At 58.9% G+C, this 18414-nt stretch carries 14 protein-coding genes; 7 read left to right on the top strand and 7 right to left on the bottom strand.

Features of this window, described 5'->3' with window-relative positions:
- The 7 genes from ACK8OE_RS16910 to ACK8OE_RS16940 form a co-directional block, all read right to left on the bottom strand.
- The coding region (locus tag ACK8OE_RS16910) for an ArdC-like ssDNA-binding domain-containing protein (RefSeq protein ID WP_410273533.1) at positions 1–576 on the bottom strand (576 nt) is incomplete at its 3' end.
- A 109-nt stretch (positions 577–685) separates the two neighbouring features.
- Complete coding sequence (locus ACK8OE_RS16915; protein WP_410273534.1) at positions 686–4915, bottom strand: strawberry notch-like NTP hydrolase domain-containing protein; 4230 nt, start codon at positions 4913–4915, stop codon at positions 686–688.
- Positions 4916–5065: 150 nt separating this feature from the next.
- On the bottom strand, positions 5066–7111 hold the full coding sequence (locus tag ACK8OE_RS16920) for a ParB/RepB/Spo0J family partition protein (RefSeq protein WP_410273535.1): 2046 nt from the start codon (positions 7109–7111) through the stop codon (positions 5066–5068).
- 1213 nt (positions 7112–8324) lie between these two features.
- Positions 8325–9290: a replication initiator protein A gene (locus tag ACK8OE_RS16925; RefSeq protein WP_410273536.1), complete on the bottom strand. Its 966-nt coding sequence runs from the start codon at positions 9288–9290 to the stop codon at positions 8325–8327.
- A gap of 2 nt (positions 9291–9292) precedes the next feature.
- Positions 9293–9682, bottom strand: a complete 390-nt coding sequence (locus tag ACK8OE_RS16930) for a hypothetical protein (RefSeq protein WP_410273537.1) — start codon at positions 9680–9682, stop codon at positions 9293–9295.
- A 13-nt stretch (positions 9683–9695) separates the two neighbouring features.
- Positions 9696–10376, bottom strand: a complete 681-nt coding sequence (locus tag ACK8OE_RS16935; RefSeq protein ID WP_410273538.1) for an AAA family ATPase — start codon at positions 10374–10376, stop codon at positions 9696–9698.
- A gap of 1379 nt (positions 10377–11755) precedes the next feature.
- Positions 11756–12160, bottom strand: coding sequence for a hypothetical protein (locus ACK8OE_RS16940; protein ID WP_410273539.1), 405 nt, complete (start codon positions 12158–12160; stop codon positions 11756–11758).
- A gap of 387 nt (positions 12161–12547) precedes the next feature.
- Here ACK8OE_RS16940 and ACK8OE_RS16945 point away from each other — a divergent pair, with 387 nt between their 5' ends.
- From ACK8OE_RS16945 to ACK8OE_RS16975, 7 genes are read left to right on the top strand one after another with little or no spacing between them, the layout of a single operon-like run.
- Entirely contained in the window at positions 12548–13222 is a 675-nt protein-coding gene (locus tag ACK8OE_RS16945) for a lytic transglycosylase domain-containing protein (protein ID WP_410273540.1), read from the top strand.
- A gap of 11 nt (positions 13223–13233) precedes the next feature.
- Complete coding sequence (locus ACK8OE_RS16950) at positions 13234–13536, top strand: TrbC/VirB2 family protein (protein ID WP_410273541.1); 303 nt, start codon at positions 13234–13236, stop codon at positions 13534–13536.
- A 3-nt stretch (positions 13537–13539) separates the two neighbouring features.
- On the top strand, positions 13540–13857 hold the full coding sequence (locus tag ACK8OE_RS16955) for a VirB3 family type IV secretion system protein (protein ID WP_410273542.1): 318 nt from the start codon (positions 13540–13542) through the stop codon (positions 13855–13857).
- Between the two features lies 1 nt (position 13858).
- Positions 13859–16300: a VirB4 family type IV secretion/conjugal transfer ATPase gene (locus ACK8OE_RS16960; RefSeq protein ID WP_410273543.1), complete on the top strand. Its 2442-nt coding sequence runs from the start codon at positions 13859–13861 to the stop codon at positions 16298–16300.
- The gene (locus ACK8OE_RS16965) at positions 16297–16632 is read left to right on the top strand and encodes a hypothetical protein (protein WP_410273544.1); all 336 of its coding nucleotides are present in this window, start codon (positions 16297–16299) and stop codon (positions 16630–16632) included. The genes ACK8OE_RS16960 and ACK8OE_RS16965 overlap by 4 nt, the downstream gene beginning before the upstream one ends.
- 3 nt (positions 16633–16635) lie before the next feature.
- Complete coding sequence (locus ACK8OE_RS16970; RefSeq protein WP_410273545.1) at positions 16636–17619, top strand: type IV secretion system protein; 984 nt, start codon at positions 16636–16638, stop codon at positions 17617–17619.
- An 11-nt stretch (positions 17620–17630) separates the two neighbouring features.
- Entirely contained in the window at positions 17631–18413 is a 783-nt protein-coding gene (locus ACK8OE_RS16975; protein WP_410273546.1) for a type IV secretion system protein, read from the top strand.
- Position 18414 lies beyond the last annotated feature (1 nt).

Below are 18414 nucleotides of genomic sequence, written 5' to 3' on the forward strand. Positions count from 1 at the left end.
CAGTTCATGGCCAAGCACGCTGTTATAGCGGTCCGTGTCCTCGAACTGGCTGGGCACCGGCATGACGATCGTGTCACTGTCGGGGCTGTAATAGGCCATATCGCCCTTGTGCATCAGAGAAAAATCGATCCCGGCGAAGAAGATGTCGATCGCGTCGGGATCGATGACAGGCCGCTCGGGGATGACGTAACATTCCAGCGGCAGGCCCTCGATCTGCTCGGCGCAGAAGACCGTGTAGCTTTTCAGGAAACGGAGGATCTTCGGATCGTCACCGCCGTCACCATCGACCTCTGTGGTGCGATAGAGGATAGCGGGGCAGCCCTTCTCTCCCTTGCGCACCATCGCGCCCAGACCCTCGGCCTGCTTGAAGGTGTAAAATCGCGGGTTCGACCAGCCGTTCATGGCCATCTGCATGGCGAGCAGCCACAGATTCGTGCCGGAGAAGGGCTGGCCGTCGGCCCGTGTCGGTATCTGGGGCTGGGCGCTGGTCTTCCATGGCTTGCGCCAGGGCAGGTCACCCTTGTCCATTTGATCGATCAGGCGGGCAAGCAGGGTGTCTAGGGCAGTAACGCGCATGGGGGTCTCTCCTTCATTCGCCTCCCAGTGAGGCTCACCCCTCCCCTGCCCTTTCCTTGTCTTTGGAAAAGACTGAGGCAGGTCACCCCGCCCCCCCAACTCGACGCCCCTACATGGTGACATCCATCACCGGGTACTTCTCGACGATGGCGCTCAGCACGTCATCATTGGCCGGCACGAAGACCCTCGGCACCCCGTGCAGCAGCTCGATCACGCAGCCTAGGGTCCGCAAGGTTGGATACTCGGCGCGGTCGCCGCAGACCTCCATGCGACGTTCGCCCATGAAGCGGACCGACCGGATAACCAGTCCCGGCGAGAGGTTCAAAGACGCCCCCTGCCCCATGACCAAATCACGGCAATGCCCCGCCGTCGATGGCAGCGCGGACGTGACGTCGTGCCCCAGCACGCGCCTCAGCTTCAGAGCGTCTGCCTCGATCAGCACCCGGCCAAGCCACCGTTCGCCAGAGGGCGCCTTCAGACGTTTCACACGGGCTGCGTCGGTCGGCAGGTGTTTCCAGACAGGCAGCAGAAGACCCACGACCAGGAAGATACGGTTCGACACCCACGGATCGAGCGCATCGTGTTCGGCGACCCAGGCCGCCTCCCAGGCCGATGTCTCGGCCACCTGCCAGCTCGATTCCTCGTACGTCACCAGCGCATGGGTCTCACAGACCCCGGACGGGCGATAGATTTTGATAGCGGGGATGAGATTGTCCTGTGCATCGGTCGTCGTCAGCCCTTGAATGACGAGGCCCACTCGGCCGGACTTTTCATTGCGCGCCGGCAAGGCACGGTTGGGGAAATTCTCCATCACGCGGCGGGCATAGGCTAGATCGAAGAGTTCACGGCGATGACGGATCTGAAACTGCAACATCTGGGTCTCCGCGCCGGTCTCATCAACCCGCACGACCTGGGTGTCGATCAGGTCGATCTGTTCGGCCACGAGATCTTCGACCCCGGTCTCCAGCGTCCCATCTGCAACCGCTTTTTCGATGATGGTGCGCAGACGCGCTTCGAACGCGGCGAACAAGGCGTTCTGATCGCTGATGCGCAGGGCCAACAGACGATTGAGGAAGGTCGAGATCGGCGGCAGGTCTTCGGCTGATTTGAACACCCCTTCGGCATCACGCAGCTTCAGGGCGGTCTTGTCCTCGAACTCGCCAATTGTCATGCACTCGATCTCACCGCGGTTCATAGCGCTGAAGAAGGAGACGAGCGCCCGGCGGGCAAAGGCATTTTCCAGGCTGTCTTCGGCCCGGAACATGCCGTTTGAGGCGGAGCGGCGTTCCCCTTTCGATAGGGCGCCCAGACTGTCGAGACGGCGGGCAATGGTCGAGAGGAAGCGCTTTTCGCCGACGATATCCGTGGTGACCGGGCGGAAGATGGGTGCAGACACCTGATTGGTCCGGTGCGTGCGCCCGATCCCTTGGATGGCAACGTCCGCGCGCCAGCCGGGCTCGGCCAGATACTGCACGCGACGGCGGGTGTTCGCATAGCGCCGATCGGCATGATACGATCGGCCGGTGCCACCGGCGGCGGTAAAGCACAGGATCAGCTTTTCGCCGGAATTGAAGGCATCGGTCTCAGATTTGTTGGCGGTCGATCCACGACGCTCCAGTACCCGCTTGCCGCCTTTGACCACCACACGGCGCGAACGGCCTGTCACCTCTGCCACCTTTTCGGGCCCGAAATGATGGAGGATGGCGTCGAGCGCGCCCGGTACGGCTGGCAGAAGCGCCAGTTGCAACAGCGCCTCTTCACGCAAGGCCAGCGCCTCCTGCGAGACCAGCGGCTGACCGTCCTCGTCGAAAAGGGGCACGACGGTCTTATGTCCGTTGTCGTCCTCCATCTCCTTCATTGCGTGGATGGGAAAGGCATTCGACAGGTATTCCGTCACGAAGTCGCGTGGCGTGAGGTCGATATGCAGATCGTTCCAGTCACCGGGCGATACCTCGTTCAGCCGCCGCTCCATCGACGCTTCGTTGGTGGAAATCAGCTGAACCACACAGGCATGTCCGGCGTCGATCTGGCGCTCCATGTCACGGATGATGCTGGGGGCCTTCAGGCCGCACAGGAGGGCATTGAAGAACCGCTGGCTGGTCGAGGCAAAGGCGGATTTGGCGGCAGCCTTGTGTTGGCCGGAATTGGTCCCCTCCGCCCCGACAATGTTCGTCGCCTCAAGCGCGCGATCGAGATTCCTATGGATTGTGTGGAAGGCACCGGCCCAAGCGTCCCAGATGGCGACATCCTGCTCCGTTAACTCATGGCGCAGCGCTTCGATTTCTATGCCTTCGAAGCTGATCATACGGGCGAGGTAGAGCCCCTTGGCCTTCAGTTCGCGGGCCGCCAGTTCCATGAAGGCGATGCCGCCATCGGTTGCGGCAGTGAGGAAGTCTTCACGGGTCACAAACGGCGCTTCTGCGCTCCCCCACAGGCCCAGACGCGGCGCATAGGACAGATTGGTAGGCTCGGTGGCACCGGTGGCCGAGACATACATCACGCGGGCTTTGGGAGCTCGATACTGCAACAGCAGCCCGGCCAGACCTTGCTGGGATGCCTTCTTTACGCCACGCGAGCCTTTGCCTGACGCGGCATTAGCCATTTCATGGGATTCGTCGAATATCATTGCGCCGTCGAAATCCGTACCGAGCCAGTTGACGACCTGGTCGAGACGAGACTGTTTGCCGTTGCGCGCGGCCTGACGCAAGGTGGCGTAAGTGGTGAAGAGGATGCCCCGATCCATGCGGATGGCGGCGCCGAATTTATAGGTCGACAGGGGCACGATGTCGTGGGCATCGCCGCCGATCGAGATCCAGTCGCGCTGCGCATCCTCGATCAGCGTGTCATTGCGCGAAACCCAGATGGCTTTGGTGCGGCCCTGCGCCATGTTGTCAGCGATGACAGCGCAGACCGATGTCCCCTTCCCTACCCCGGTGCCATCGCCGAGGAAAAAGCCCTGGCGCAGCGGGAAGCCTGCCGGATCATCGGCCTTGGTTTGGCTATAGCCCTGAGCGTCTTCATCCAGCTTCCAAAGACCCGGCAGTATCTTCTCATGCGCCTGACCGGCATAAATGACGACCTCCATCTGTGCCTCCGACAACTGGCTGGCAATCGCCGAGGCCGGCAAACGCGGACGATAGGTGACTTCGGGCGCGGGAGTCGTGGCCATTGCCGATGATTCCACCAAATTGGCGGGGTGCGGACGGTCCCGGTCCGGCGTGAATCGTGACAGTTGATAGGCGGAATAGAGGCCAACATCGCGTGTCTGACCCGACCAGGGTTTAGGCGTGTAGTCGATGTCCGACACCGACCCTAGAAGGCGCAGGCGCCCAGAGGCGATGGGCGCGGCCACGGACCCTACTGCAGTCGGCCGGACAACCGATCGAAAGACCCGCATCTTGGCGTTCAGACGGGCTGACACCAACTGGACGACTGACACCGCCTGTTCGAGCGTCTCGGTCACTTGAACGGAGGGCAACCCATCCGTGGCCGGGCAGCGATCAACGACGAGGAGACCCGTATCAACACTGGTGCCGTGTTTGTAAAAGGCGTTGGTGGGTAACAGGATCATGGCGCGGATCTGATAGTGCGCGGCCAGGCGCGTTACGTCCTTGCTGTTGAAATAGCTGGCCGGAACGATGGCGCAGACGCGGCCATTGTCGGCCGCACACGCAAGCGCTGCCGTCAGGTGGGCCTGCAGATCGGCGAAGGGCGGGTTCATGACGACGGCATCGAAGCGGCCGGAGTCGCTCAGACTATCTTTGAGATGTAAGGCGTCGTGGCCCGTAAGCCCGGCTTGCGGGAACAGGCCCTTCAGCACGTCGTGGCGGGTCGGGGCCAGTTCGTTCAGATGCAGCTTCGCGCCGGCGACCTCTGCGAGAATGGCCAGCAGCCCGTTGCCGGCTGAGGGTTCTAGCACCAGATCGCCCGGACGGATTTGCGCCGATAAAACAGCGAGTGCGGCGATTTCGAGCGGAGTCGAGAACTGATCCATCTCGACCTGTTCTTCCGAGCGCCGGGTGTGGGTCAGGCCAAGCGCGGTATAGCCCGCCAACAGACGCAGCGTTTCACCAGGCACGTCCTCGATACGCGACAACTGCGCCGCCATGCGCCGCGCATTGAGCACCTGTGCGGTCTCGATCGCTTCATAGGCGTGTTTCCACGTCCATACGCCGTCGGCGTCGGTTCCGCCGAAGGCAAAGCTCATAACATCGCGTACCGCCGCCGCTTCGATCTTGCGGCCACGGGTGAGAAAGGGAAAGAGGGAGCGGCCAGCACCGAGGATGGCGGAGGCCGCAGTGATTTTAGCGGGTGAAGCAGCAAAGAGTGAAAGCGTCATCTCGGGATTCCTTCGAGGCCTGGCCCATCCAGGCGTTCCCCCTTCCCGTCCCTCCCTTTTTCTTTGACCGGTCCGCGAACGCCGCGGCCGCAATGCCGCCAAGAAAAAAGCCCCCTTGCGGGGGCTGCCAAACGGCCAGTGAATGAGAGGTCAGGCGGCTTCTTGCGTGTCCTTAGGCCCGGTATCGGCCTGTGTCCCCTCCTCCGCGGGGTCGTGGGCGTGAACTTCAGCGGCGGCGTCGCCGTCCCAGTCCTCTTCTTCCAGCGCGTCGGTCTCATCGTCGTCTTCCGCATCGGCCAGACTGAGGTAGTCGGCCTCGTGGAAGTTCAGCGCCGGCGGAATGTAACCCCGCTCGAAGGCCAGTTGGTGAACCGTTTCGGCCAGAGCCCCACGCTTCAGAACGCTGAACTCATCCGGATCAAGGCCCATCTGACCTATGATGGCCAGAAGCGCCTTTTTCGAGAACGACGCGTAGAATTCCGGCTCGACCGCCAGATGATCCTTGAAATCGTGTCCGATGGCCGCGGCTATAAGTATAGCTTCGGCGCGCGCTGCCGGGCGTACGTAATCGGTGCGCGATTCCGACATGTCGATCTGCAAGGCGGTGATCAGCGCCAGCAGTTCGAGCTTGAGATTGGGATCGAGGCTCGATACCCACTCAAAGGGGTGCTGACCACTGGATTCGTAGGCGTCGCGGAATCGCTGAAGACGTGTCAGGACTGGCTGATCGAGAACGGTGTCGGGGTTTCGCATCGCGTCAGCCCGCGCGCTGGCACAGACCTTCAGCACATACTTGCCGGCATCGTGGGATCGGCAGAGCACTGCTTGCTGAAACTGGGCGGACAGTTGCACATCCAGTGCGACCAAGGGCATTTCGCAAAGGCTGCGCGCCAAGGCCCGCCCGGCGAGTGCTGTGGTACGCTGGTGATGGGCGTGACCATAGAGCGTGACGTCTGGACGCAACTGGGTCTTTGGCAGCGGCGTGTCATCGACAGGCGGGGTGTAAGCGGAGGTCGTCACCGGGTCCTGTTCGGCCTGCGCGTTCAAATGCGCATCAAGTTCGTCCTGATCGACATAGAAGCTCACGCTGAGCATACCGATTTGCCCAACGGTCGCCTTGCAGGCCTTCGGGGTGAGCGGCTTCGCCTTCTCCTTAAACGCCTCCAACTGCTTGGTCACCAGCTCGGCACAGGCTGCGACGAACGCGGCCGTGTCCTTTGCCTGTGCAGCGTCGCGCGCCTGCCCGGTCAGGGTTTCGACTTCTGTCTTCAGGGCCGCTAGGCGGTCGTCGGAAGCGTTGGTGGGGTAGCGCCAGCCCAACTCGGCAAATCCCAACGGCGCACCATAGTTCAGATCAAGCCCGAATTCGACGAGGAGCCCCTGAGCCTTGAGTGATTTAACGATCGGCTTCATGGCCACCTCCCATAGGGTCCCGACGATCTGGGGATCGAGCAAGCGGTCGGGTTGTTCTTCGAACAGGTCCTGCTCGATGCGACCACCCTTCTTGAGATAGAGGTCGAGCGGCACGGCATTCAACAGAACGTCGGTGGCAAAGACGCCGTCTTCGAAAAACTCGCGGATATTATAGTCCCGGATCTCGCCGTCGGACTCTTCGATCATATCGATGAGTGCCGCCAGCCGTTCCGCATCCTTGATCCGGGCCATTTGCCGGAGGACACCGCGCTTAAATCGCTGGGCCTTGAAGGCCTGAAGGATACGCGCATCAAGCCTGGCAAGAGCCGCCAGCTTCCTTATCTCCTTCACCTCAAGGCCGAGGGATCTGGCCATATGGTCGTAGGTGTAGCGCTCGGAGATCAGACGGTTGAGGGTCAGAAGCACATCGGCGAACTGCACCTCGCGGCGCATGGCGTTGGCGATGATAACGGCCTGCGCGATTTCGTCGTCGGTCTCGCATACGACCACCTGCACCGGATGGTGAAGGTCGATCGCCCCCGCATCGCGCAGATCCGACCAGGCGAGATAGCGGCGGCGACCATCGAGGATGTCGAAGTTCCCCTCCCCTACACCGGCTTTCACCAGTAGCGGCAGGATTTGGCCGCTTGCGCCCGGCAACAAGGTGCGCGCTAGTTCGTCAATGCCCTCGTCAGCCTCCTCACCGGCGCGGAGGTTCAGATCGGAAATGATGAGCTGCGATAGGGCGATGGATACGGTTGGCTTAGTCGAGATAGCAAACATGTCAGAAGTTCCCAGACCGGCTGAGGCCCATCCCCAGCCCTGATCCGGCCTGAAAAGCCCTTTCCTCCTTCTTTGAACGGTCGATCCGCTAAGACAGGTCCCTTTAAAACCCCTGTCAGCATAGCGACCGCACGTGCGCTTCCCAGAGGCGATGGACGGGTGCAAGACTTACGCATTTACACATGTGTAAATGTGCACGTCACTGGTGGTCGACCTATTAGGGTGCCGACGTCAAGGGGGGGTGGACTATCGTGTTTTCAGGGACCGCCCTTACGGGCAAGTGTGACCCGATCTGGACGGCGGAGCCGCCGCTCTGCCTGCATTGGCACCTGAGCCGGTGAACGTGAAAGACAAATTTTCGACAGCTATCGTGTTTTCAGGGACCGCCCACTTCCCTAAACCGATAAACTGCGTACCCGATTGCCATTGTCCCGGTAAATAAGCGCGATTCTCTTCTGGTCACTATCGTGTTTTCAGGGGCCCCATGGTATTTTTTAGCTGCCCTATCGAAGTTCGGGCCTATAGCGCCTTCCTTTAGGCGCTTAGGGCCCGTCGCTATTTGCCTCCATTCAGTATGGGTTAAAAAGAGTCTTATTAAATAGATAAAGTTAGAAGGTTAAGCGCGAAAAAGGGAAGGTTTAATCTCAATAAATCAAATGATTATGACACCCGTTAACCCTTGATAGTACGATAGATCGGCCCCTAATCGCACGACGTCAGGGTCCTTGAAATCACGTGGCCAATGGTCCCTAAAAACACGATAGTTGGGAGGACTTATCCCCACCCTGTGGATAGGCTGCCGCCCCGTGCTTTCGGATGTGATATTCTGCCTTTTCAGAAAGCCGTTTCTGGCCCCTGAAAACACGATAGATCGCGGGCGGAGGGCGCTGCTGCATGACATGCGAAACTTGGCAGCGCGAGAAACGGCGATAATAAGCGAATCTGGTCCCTGAAAACACGATAGTGGAAGCGCTTAAGGTCGAATCCGGGGAAGCCAAAATTCAAGTGAAGCCAAAACGCCTTAACATTGGGCATGGCCCTTGAAAACACGATAGGTGAAGCGTCGAGATGGGCATCAGGAACGATGCTCGCCGGCCCAATTTTGCTCTCAATAACACGCAATAGAGAGCTGATTTTGTTGAAGGTTGCGATTGGAAGCTTCGGCCGCGTCTCAACTGGGCACAGAGGCCCCTGATAACACGTGCCGCAGGACCTAGCGCGAGACGCGCCTGGGCGACTGCCCGCTGTCGATAAGATCACGGCGCTCATCTTCCAAGGCCAGCCTTTTCAAGCGCTCGCTGTCAGACCCCAGACGGCTCAGATCGGCCTGAACGGCCTGGATTTTACGATCGATGAAGTGGGCGGCCGGTGTGCCATCCTGCAGGGTTGTCAATGTCATGACGTAGCGAGGCAGTTTGTTTTCCTTGATTGCCTTTTTCATCATCTCGTTGAATTTTTTTAAGGTCGACTCGCTACCGGTCTTGCGATGGAGGACCGGAAAGCCGCAGGTCCAGCCGTTTGGTTGATTGCCGGCGTGCTTGCGGGCGATGCGATAAAGGGCGCGATCCAGGCCGCTGGTCAGGAGGAAGTATTCCCGGTCAAGCGTCAGGACGTTATCGTTCTTCAGAATGGCGTCGTGGATCCACCGAGGCAGGGTCAAAGCGATGGATTTGACGTTTTCCATCTGTTCGGGAGAATCGATATTTCCCTCCCCTTCAACTTCCGCTAACCAGTTGAAACTGGCAAAGTTTTTCTTACCTGCGCGAATATTTGTCTCAACTGATGTGTGACGTAGACGGCGGATCGCTTCGAACAGGCGCGTATATTCGGTTCCGCTGACGCCACGGGCGATGCCCCGCAAGATCTCATAGGGCGTGGTATGGATGGTGCGAGAGTCGAAATTACTCCCCCTCGCCTTCTCGGCGACGACCTTTGAGATGCACCAGATGAGGATGTCATGGTCCCATATGGTGGCCATGCCAAAATCAGGATGCGGGAGCACCTTCACGAAGACCTGCTGGTCATCGCTGACATAGTCGATCGGCTTGTTCCGCTTACGCTTTGAGAGCGAGAAAAACGGTCGTTCCATCATCGTCCGTTCCTCTTTCGGGGAGTAGTCGATGATATCCTGAACGAATAGATCGCCCATCGGATAGGGATCGTTGCGCTTTTTCACCATGGCTACCGCCGCGACCGCTTATCCGGAACGATGGCTTCGGGGGGCACGTCGTATCCTGCGTCTGCCAGAGCCTTCAACAACAGATAGGTCCGCGTCACTCTCGCATTGGCCGCGCGAACAGCGATATCACGCGCTGTGACCTGAGGCAGGAAACAGTGAAAGCGCTCCTGCGGGATAGGTTCGGTAGCTGCCGAGGTGAAGCCTTTGTGATCGCGGGCGACGGTCTGGGCCACAGCGGCGATTTCCTCGTCCCGAGGGGTGCGGGTCAGGTTGCCTCTGAGGCTGGGTCTTTGGGGCGCGCCCTCCCCTGCCGCAGCCGCGTGGGTGAGATCGACTTTGGCCGGGCGGCGCGCGATGTTCAACAGATCCTGCGCGAGTGCGGACGAATCCATGGGTCTTTTCCCGTCAAGCGACATCGGCCTGCTCCCTCATTTTATAAAGCGTTTCAAGGAGTTCGTCGGTCAACACCGAAACTTCTTTCGTGGCGGCCGAGCTCTCGTCGATTTGGCGCGGCACCTCGCTATTGATGTGCATCTCCTTATAGACTGAGCGTTCGTGCAAGACTGAGGACATGGTCCGTGCGCCGGTTTGAGAGATGGCTTCGCGAATGGAACGGGCCGCTTTAGATTCGAAGTGAAACGGAATGCGCGTCCACAGGATCGTGTAAGGAATGGTTTCGTCGCCAGGCAGACCCTTCAGGTCGCCTGCTTCCACGATTTGCTGGATGCCGCGCATAGCGTCGCGAACATCCGGGCGCGAGGTTTGGCATGGTAGAATGACAAAGTCGCTGAGCTGTAGCGCTTTCAGGTTCAGCGTCGTGGTGGCGCCGGGCAAGTCAATAAAGACCAGATCGAAGGCCTCCGCAGCGCGACGAATGGCTTTAATAACAGTGGCGTCAGTAATATCGGGCTGAAAGGTCAGATTTTCGACGGTCGAACGCTCTCCGAACAGAGCGGCGTGCTGGTTCGGGTCCGCATCTAACAAGGCGACCGAGTAGCCGCGATGGGCGCATTCCGCGGCGAGGAGAATGGCCAATGTCGTCTTGGCGACTCCGCCTTTTGGCGAATTGAGAGCTATAACTGCCATGAGACCTCGTTGCGTATCTACACATGTGTACTTACGCATGTGTATTTGCGGCGCAGTTAACAAATGGTTAACGACCGTAATTTAACTGATTCTGGTCATGCGCAGTAGCGTATTTACACATATGAGGAACCACTCATAATTAACGGAGGGTCGTTAAAAAAGTATCGTAAAAACAGAAACATACAAAATACACGTTACGGCGGGGATAGTCTCTTTCCATGCACATGCGTAAATATGCATGTACGAATTTACAACACTGCGCGCAATCGCGCATACGGCCTTACGCATATACGCAAGTGTGCAAAATGTACTCATGTGCAAATATGCAGGCAGGCGGTGACGGACTACAAGCCGCCTGCCGTGTTCTCCATACAAAGGGGATGCGTCGCCCCCGAACCGCTTCTCGGTTTGCCAGAATGCACATCGATGGCGTAAATCCTTGGGACACGGAACCCGAAGCAGCCGATACCTCTCGCAAATTGTTACATAAATGCACTTGTACATATGCACATGCGTAAGTGTGCATATGTGAATGTACATTCGCTTGCGGCTCGGTCGTAGGAATTATCGCACACCGATGAGACGTATGAGGACCCTGGTTACGCTGAAGCGCCCGTCAGGACTAAAGGGCGATGGCACCAAGCGCTTCCCGGTGCCAAGGAGTTTGCGCAAATCCACATTTACACATGCGCACTTACGCATGTGTAAATGTGGATTTGTGCTTGGGGACCTGTCTCTCGGTCTCTTGGGTTCTAGCGATTATCGGCAAGGGCACTGTTACGATCGTCTAGCTGCCTACGTGATCTTCATACTCTGCTGGATGTAACGAGGTGAGACGAGGACGAGGGGAGGGGGCTCGCCGATCTTGGAATGGAGCGTATGCAAAACAATCGACTCGATTCTGCCATCCTGGTTCCCTTAGGGTCGCCTCTTTAGACCCATATAGTCGCAGAAGTCGTTCGTTTGTTTGGTCCAGGCGGGACCGGTCTCGGTATTGCCTGCAAAAACGCGGTCTGTAGCGCCATCTTCGCCGCTTCCCGCTTAAGGGATGATGCGGATAACGGTGGCGCGTACTGATCGCGGGCGATCTTCTTGAAGGCGCCGAGTTTCGGGCTGCACCGTACGGCCTCGAGGGCGATTAGTCGGCGGAAGGCGCCGGACGTTGCATCCGACAGTACCGAAGCGAAGCGCAGGACACCGGCATTCCCGCTCTTGTCTCACGAGGAATGGGCGTAGCCTAGGGGAAGAAAGGCCAGAACGCCGGCGTTGAGGCAGGCCGGGGAGGCGACACCGGAAGTCAACCAGATCTCGCCGATGACGAGGCCACTGGATGCGTCCCAAGTCAGTGAGATGTCGTGGCCCTAAGTTCGGTTCGGAATCTAATGCCAGATACGGTCGCGGCAAACGTCACCCGAGAACTCGCTGGCGGCAACCACCACGCAATAAAGAGCAAAAAACGAACAAATGACCGAACTCAGGTAGGGCACCGCGTTACAATCTGCGGGTAACGCCGAAAGAGGTGCCGCCATGTTTGACATAATGCAGACGCCCCCATCCTCGAGTACGCCGGTGAAGCGGCGAAGGTCCATGAGACGATGATAGGTCCATAGCGCGGGTGATTGAGTGTAAGCCTTGTAGAGGTCGCGCAGAAAGGTGGGCGCCTCGAGGCGACCGATCGGGCGGGCGACCGCCACCTGGTATTGAGGATCCGCGAAAAAGACGAGTTCCGCTTTTGGGATCGTAATCGATGATCGCCCTCCGTCTCGTAAGATTGCCAGCGTCAAAGACGCCCCACGCGATTGTTCTTGCCTCTAATTGGTTACCGCTAGGCAAGCGGATGGGTGGGTCGAGTGCCTCACCACACCCGCCACCCACCTCCTGAAACGGTCGATCGTCGACCTGCCAATTTCCTCCGTCGCCTGCCGACCCCGTGACTATCCCATACCTTCGGTATTGAACATTCTGACGCGCCATTTTTCAGCATCGAAATAAGGCAATGAAGTAATTAAAAAGAAAAACCAAAAGCAAATATTATAAGCAAGTAACAAATCTCAAGTTTTATGCAAATCATTCGCGATTAGGGGCTTGTCACCGGAATCCCTATCTGCCTATGATTGCTGCAGGGCAGTAAGCTTGCCTCCTCCCTCCAATAAGTATCAATAGGTTGCGACATGGATTTCGCGGCACTGGCGCAGCTTTGCGCCCCGAACGTCCACGCCGATACGATGCATCGCATCGTCTCTGTGGAGTCAAATTTTAATCCCTACGCAATCGGAGTCGTGGGCGGAAAGCTCGAGAGACAGCCGCGTACGCTCGACGAAGCCGTAGCGACGGCAAAGATGCTTGAAGTAAATGGATATAATTATTCATTGGGGCTGGCGCAGGTTAACAAAAAGAATTTCCCCAAATATGGACTTACATTCTTAAGTGCTTTTGACCCATGTCAAAATTTGCGAACGGGTGGCGCAATACTTGAGGATTGTTACAAGCGGGCAGGGGCGTCACCCACGGCGCTTACCGACGCCTTCAGCTGCTATTACAGCGGTAGTTTCACCGCCGGATACAGTCTGGGCTATGTCGCCAAGATCCAGGCTGCGACACCGCCCTCGGTCACCGACCTGCCCTCACAATCGAGTTTCGCGGTTCCGATGATGTCGGCACGCGATCGGATGGCGCGAACCTCCATCCGCCTCCAGACCGCCAGGCGGTCCCTGCCAGTGCGCGTACCCGTACCCGATACCTTGTTCGTTTCAGCGTCGCTCTCTCCCGTCGCGGCTATGGCACCTGACACGCCCCTCCCGCAACCCGTCGCAACCCACGGGCCGGCTACGGCCCTCCTGTTTTAAGGAAAAAAACCATGGATACGAAGGCGAAAACTTTCATTGCGCGCGCCGGTTCGCTCACCGGCGTCTCCCTTTTGGTGGCCGCGCCCGCCTATGCGCAGATCGCGCAACTGGACTCCGGTCTGAGCTGGATTCAAGCCACCATCACCGGGATTGGCGTGGTGGTGATCGTCATTGCGATCATGTGGGTGGGCGTAAAAATGATGTTCCAGCACGCTAAATGGTCTGAGGTGGCGCACATCTTCTTCGGTGGCATTCTGGTGGGCGGCGCCGCGGCTATCGGCCCGCAGCTGTTCAGCGGCGGCGGGGCGGCCTGACCCATGACGTTCCGCGATCCCGTCTTCAGAGGCGCTACCCGTCCCGCCATGTTCTTAGGCGTGCCGATGGTACCGGCGATTTTGCTGACGGGATCGGCGGTCCTACTGGCTATGCTCGGCCTGTTCGTGAACGCCTATGTTTCGATCCTGATCGTCGCGGTCTATCTACCGCTTTATCTGTGGATGCGTACGGTGACCCGTCAGGATGACCAGCGGCTCAACCAGCTCGTCCTGCGGCTGCGCCTACGGGTGCGTATGCAGGGGGCGCGCGGGTTTTGGGGTGCGTTGAGCTACTCTCCTTTTAGCCTGAAAAAGAGATGACATGAAACCTCGCGCCCAACTCAAGGATGCGGTCGCCGTTCAGGTTTCCGCCAGCGAATATATCCCCTTCGGCACCCACATTGCGCCCGACGTCATCAAGCTGCGCCGGACCGGCGACTACGTGGCGACGTGGAAGCTGGCGGGCATTAGCTTCGAGACGCAGGACGAAGGCGACATCGCAGCGGCCAAAGAGAACCTGACCAATCTGCTGCGTGGCCTCAACGGCGGACAGGTCGCTCTGTGGTCGCACAAGCTGCGCCGTCGCGTCTATGAGCGTCTGTCGTCCACCTATGACAATGCGTTTGCCTGCCGCCTGGCAGCGGACTATTACGCGACGTTCGAACGCCATCGGCAGATGCGCACCGAACTCTATCTGAGCGTCGTCTGGCGTCCCGATCTGGGTAAGGTGCCCAATGTGTTCGGCAATCTGTTCGGGGCGGCCAAGCGGTCTCTGGCCGACATCAAGGCCGCCGACAGCGAAGCGCTCGATAATCTAGAAGATGTCGCCAAGATGGTCGAGCGGGCGTTGGAGCCTTATCGACCGGAACGCCTGACCACCTACACCAAAGGGAACGTCGTCTATTCGGGCCTGCTGGCCATGTATGGCTACCTGGTCAACGGGGTCTGGGAAGAGGTGCCGCTGCGTCGGGCGTCTATCGACCAGTACTTAACGACAAGCCGCCTGCATTTTGGTGATAACAATGGCCGGCTGCAGATCGTGCATCCGCTGGCGCGACGCTTTGCCGGCTTCCTCGATATCGCGGACTATCCGAAGTGGACCGAGAGCGGCGTCGGCAATGCTGTGCTCTATGCCGACTATGAATATATCGAGACACAGTCCTTCTCGATTCTGAACCGGCGTGACGCCCAAGGGGCGCTGGAACGCCAGCGCGGCCACATGCACGCAGCTGAGGATGCCTCTGAAACCGAAATCGTCGAGATCACCGAAGCCCTCGATGATCTGGTCGCTGGTCAGATCGAGGTCGGCGAATATCACTATTCGCTCGCCATCCTGACCGAAAGCGCCGAGGCCTTGGGCAAGGCCATGTCTGACGCGCGCGCGGCGTTACAGGATCAAGCCGGATTTAAAATGTCGGTCATCGATGTGGTGCCGGAAGCGGCTTGGTTTGCGCAGTTGCCGGGAAACTGGGACCTGCGTCCGCGTGAAGCCAAGCTGACCAGCCGAAACTTTGCCGGACTGTCGCCGTTCCATAATTTCGATACGGGAAAGCGATTAGGGAATCCCTGGGGCGAGGCGTTGGCCTTGTTTCAGACGCCCTCGGGCCAGCCCTATTATTTTAACTTCCATGTGTCGCCGCCGGCTCGCAACGCCGAAGGCGAAGCTCTGCCCGGCAACACCTTCATCTGCGGCACGACGGGCAGCGGCAAGACCGTGCTTCAGACCGCGCTTTTGGCCTTCTCGTTGAAGTATCCGGGCCTGCGGGCCGTCTGCTTCGATAAGGACCGCGGCATGGAGATCGGTATTCGGGCCTTAGGTGGTCAGTACCGGCCGCTGGAGCGCGGCACGCCGACCGGATTCAACCCGTTCCAGCTTGAACCGACCGAAGAGAACATCCAGTTTTGCGAAAAGCTGGTGCGACTGCTGGTTGGCGGTGAACTGACGGCGCGTGAAGAGAACGAGATATCGGAAGCGGTTCGCACCACTATGGGCGCGCATGTGTCACGCGACGTGCGCTGTCTCTCTCTGGTCTGTCAGAATCTGTCGGTCGTCGGTGAGAACTCGCTGCAGATGCGGCTGCGCAAGTGGTTGCGCGGGCAGTCGCTGGGCTGGGTCTTCGACAATGACCGGGACACCCTGGATTTCTCCAACAGCCGCCTCTACGGATTCGACTACACGGAGTTCCTGGACGATCCGGAGATCCGCACCCCGGTCATGGCCTATCTCCTGCACACGACGGAGGCCCTGATCGACGGCGCGCCGTTCCTCTACATCATGGAAGAGTTTTGGAAGCCGCTAATGGACAGCCATTTCAGCGACTTCGCGCTCAACAAGCAGAAAACGATCCGTAAGCAAAACGGGCTCGGGGTCTTCGTAACTCAGTCGCCCTCGGACGTCCTGACGCACCTAATCGGCAAGACGATGGTCGAGCAGAGCGTGACGCAGATCTACCTGCCCAACCCGCGCGCCGACCGGGCCGATTATGTCGATGGTTTCAAGGTCACGGAAGCGGAGTTTGAGGTTATTCGCTCCCTCGGCGAGACCTCACGGACCTTCCTCGTCAAGCAAGGCAAGACCAGCGCCATCTGCCGGTTCGACCTCGGCGGCTTGACCGAGGTGCTGAACGTGATTTCGGGCACCACGGAGAATGTCGCCCTGCTCGACGGTATTCGAGAGACGCACGGCGATGACCCGGACGTCTGGCTACCGGTGTTCCTCGACCGGCTCGCAAACCGAACCCAACAAAGGAGACAGATCGCATGAGATCGCACACCCTGGTCGCGCTCGCGGCCCTTACCCTGGTCAGCGCCTCAGGCGTTCGGGCGGAGAAAAAGTCGTCGTTAGACAACTTCGAATTCGATGGGATCACCACAGACCGAAGCCTGAAGCGGTCCGGAACCACCCGCGAAAGGTGGCTACAGCTCTACCCCGTCATGGCTAAAGTTTACTGGGATGCCTGGGACTGTAAGGGCAAGTCCTGCGACAGCTCGAAGAAGGCGCGGATTCGTGAGAAGGCTGCGCTCATTCCGCGACCGGCATCTGGCGATGCTTCAAATTCACCTGCGAAGCCCATGACTTCGGAAGAGGCGGGCTGAACCATGACGGTCTCGTTCTTCACTAATTTTGAAGCTGGAATGGACGAGCAACTGGCGTTTTACCTCAGCTCAACGGCTGCGAACCTGTGTGCGATCGCCGCACCAATCGTGGCGACTGGGATCGTCATCTACATCATCCTCATCGGCTATGCTGTGATGCGCGGCGAGGCGAGCGACAGCCTGCATTCCAGCATGTGGAAAGCCGTCAAGTGGTCACTTATTGCTGCGGTCTCCCTAAGCGCGGGAGGCTTCAACTCCTACATCGTCGGTGGACTGAATGGAATTGAAGCCGGTTTGTTCGAGGCGACCACAGGCGTCGCCAGCGGTGGCGAACTACTCGACCAAACGGTCGAAGCCTTTTTCGATCTTTTCAACAAGTTGCAGGAAAACTTGAAGTCCGATGGTATTGGGCTCATGCCGAATATGGCGGTCGTCATTGCCGTAATCGTTTTGGCCTTGGCGACTCTAATTTTCTTCGGCTTTGCGGTCTGCGTCTTCATGCTGGCCAAGGTCGCGGGCGTGTTGGTTATCGCTCTTGGTCCGGTATTCGTGGTCACTTTGATTTTCCCGCCTATCCAACGGTTCGCTGACGCTTGGCTTTCATCGGCGCTGAACACGATCATTATCAAGGTTTTGGCCGGCATTGTTCTGGCAATTAGCACCTTGTTTCTCGAAAACATCGTTGAACAGGTGACGGCCAACTTCGACACCACAGCCATCTTCCTCGACGTTGTGAAAGTGTTGGTTCTGTCCGTGTCCTTCGGTTTTATCTTTGGTTACATCCCCATGCTCGCCGCTTCACTGGTGGGCGGCGCGCCTATGCCGCACTTCGCCATGCCACGCATGCCCAGCCGGCGATCTTCGTGGGCGCCACCCGCCAACACGGGTTCATCTTCCGGCGGGACAATCCAACAGGGCCGCAATGCGCCCTCAACACCAGCACGACCTCTCTACCGTCGCAATTCGATTTCCCATCTCAACAAATAGGACTCCCCGCCATGTTTTTGAGTAAGAAGACCATAGCCGCCCTCGGCGGCACCCTCATGCTGACCGCCGTTTCGACCTCGGCCCTCGCTATTGGCGGCGTCGGTGGGATTGTTTACGACCCCACCAACTACGCTCAGGCGGTCAAGCAGGTGCAGGCCTGGGCACAGCAGTACAATCAGATGCGCGACAGCATCCAGAAAGCGCAGGCGACTTTCGAGCGCGTCAAGGCACAGTATGATGCGCTGACCGGGGCACGGGGGTTCGGTGACCTCCTGAACAACCCCGTCCTGCGTCACGTCGTGCCCACCGATCTGTCGATGACGCTCGATAGCCTGAACTCGACGGGACTTCTATCGGGCAAAGCTTTAGACATCCGGACGGGCTCGCAGATTTACGACTGTGGCGACATCACCGACGCTCGGGCGAAAACCTCCTGCCAGGTGCTCCTCGGTCAAAACGCGCAGGCGCTCGCGTTCCAGCGCGACACCATGGCCTTGCTGAACCAACGCACGACCCAGATCGAAGGTCTGCGGGCGCAGATCAATGCCACGCAGGACCCGAAGGCCATCGCCGAGCTCCAGGCCCGCATCGCAATCGAGGAGGCCCAGGTTTCCAACGATCAGAACAAGCTGCAGATGGCGCAGGCCATGCTGGAGAGCAATCGCCGTGCGGCGGCGCAGAGCGAGGCGGAACGGGTCAACGCCCTGATGGCCACCGACAAGGTTTCGGTGCTCGACAATTTCAACTTCACCAACCTCGGATACGCCGCCGGCCCCGATTCACAAGGGCAGTAAC

Origin of the sequence: Asticcacaulis sp. W401b, assembly GCF_046503825.1 — a bacterium.
GTDB lineage: Bacteria > Pseudomonadota > Alphaproteobacteria > Caulobacterales > Caulobacteraceae > Asticcacaulis.

Coding starts and splice junctions, on each gene's coding strand:
- ACK8OE_RS16975 (WP_410273546.1), top strand. CDS start 17,631: ATGTTTTTGAGTAAGAAGACCATAGCCGCCCTCGGCGGCACCCTCATG.
- ACK8OE_RS16930 (WP_410273537.1), bottom strand. CDS start 9,682: ATGGATTCGTCCGCACTCGCGCAGGATCTGTTGAACATCGCGCGCCGC.
- ACK8OE_RS16970 (WP_410273545.1), top strand. CDS start 16,636: ATGACGGTCTCGTTCTTCACTAATTTTGAAGCTGGAATGGACGAGCAA.
- ACK8OE_RS16965 (WP_410273544.1), top strand. CDS start 16,297: ATGAGATCGCACACCCTGGTCGCGCTCGCGGCCCTTACCCTGGTCAGC.
- ACK8OE_RS16960 (WP_410273543.1), top strand. CDS start 13,859: ATGAAACCTCGCGCCCAACTCAAGGATGCGGTCGCCGTTCAGGTTTCC.
- ACK8OE_RS16915 (WP_410273534.1), bottom strand. CDS start 4,915: ATGACGCTTTCACTCTTTGCTGCTTCACCCGCTAAAATCACTGCGGCC.
- ACK8OE_RS16925 (WP_410273536.1), bottom strand. CDS start 9,290: ATGGTGAAAAAGCGCAACGATCCCTATCCGATGGGCGATCTATTCGTT.
- ACK8OE_RS16920 (WP_410273535.1), bottom strand. CDS start 7,111: ATGTTTGCTATCTCGACTAAGCCAACCGTATCCATCGCCCTATCGCAG.
- ACK8OE_RS16950 (WP_410273541.1), top strand. CDS start 13,234: ATGGATACGAAGGCGAAAACTTTCATTGCGCGCGCCGGTTCGCTCACC.
- ACK8OE_RS16945 (WP_410273540.1), top strand. CDS start 12,548: ATGGATTTCGCGGCACTGGCGCAGCTTTGCGCCCCGAACGTCCACGCC.
- ACK8OE_RS16955 (WP_410273542.1), top strand. CDS start 13,540: ATGACGTTCCGCGATCCCGTCTTCAGAGGCGCTACCCGTCCCGCCATG.
- ACK8OE_RS16935 (WP_410273538.1), bottom strand. CDS start 10,376: ATGGCAGTTATAGCTCTCAATTCGCCAAAAGGCGGAGTCGCCAAGACG.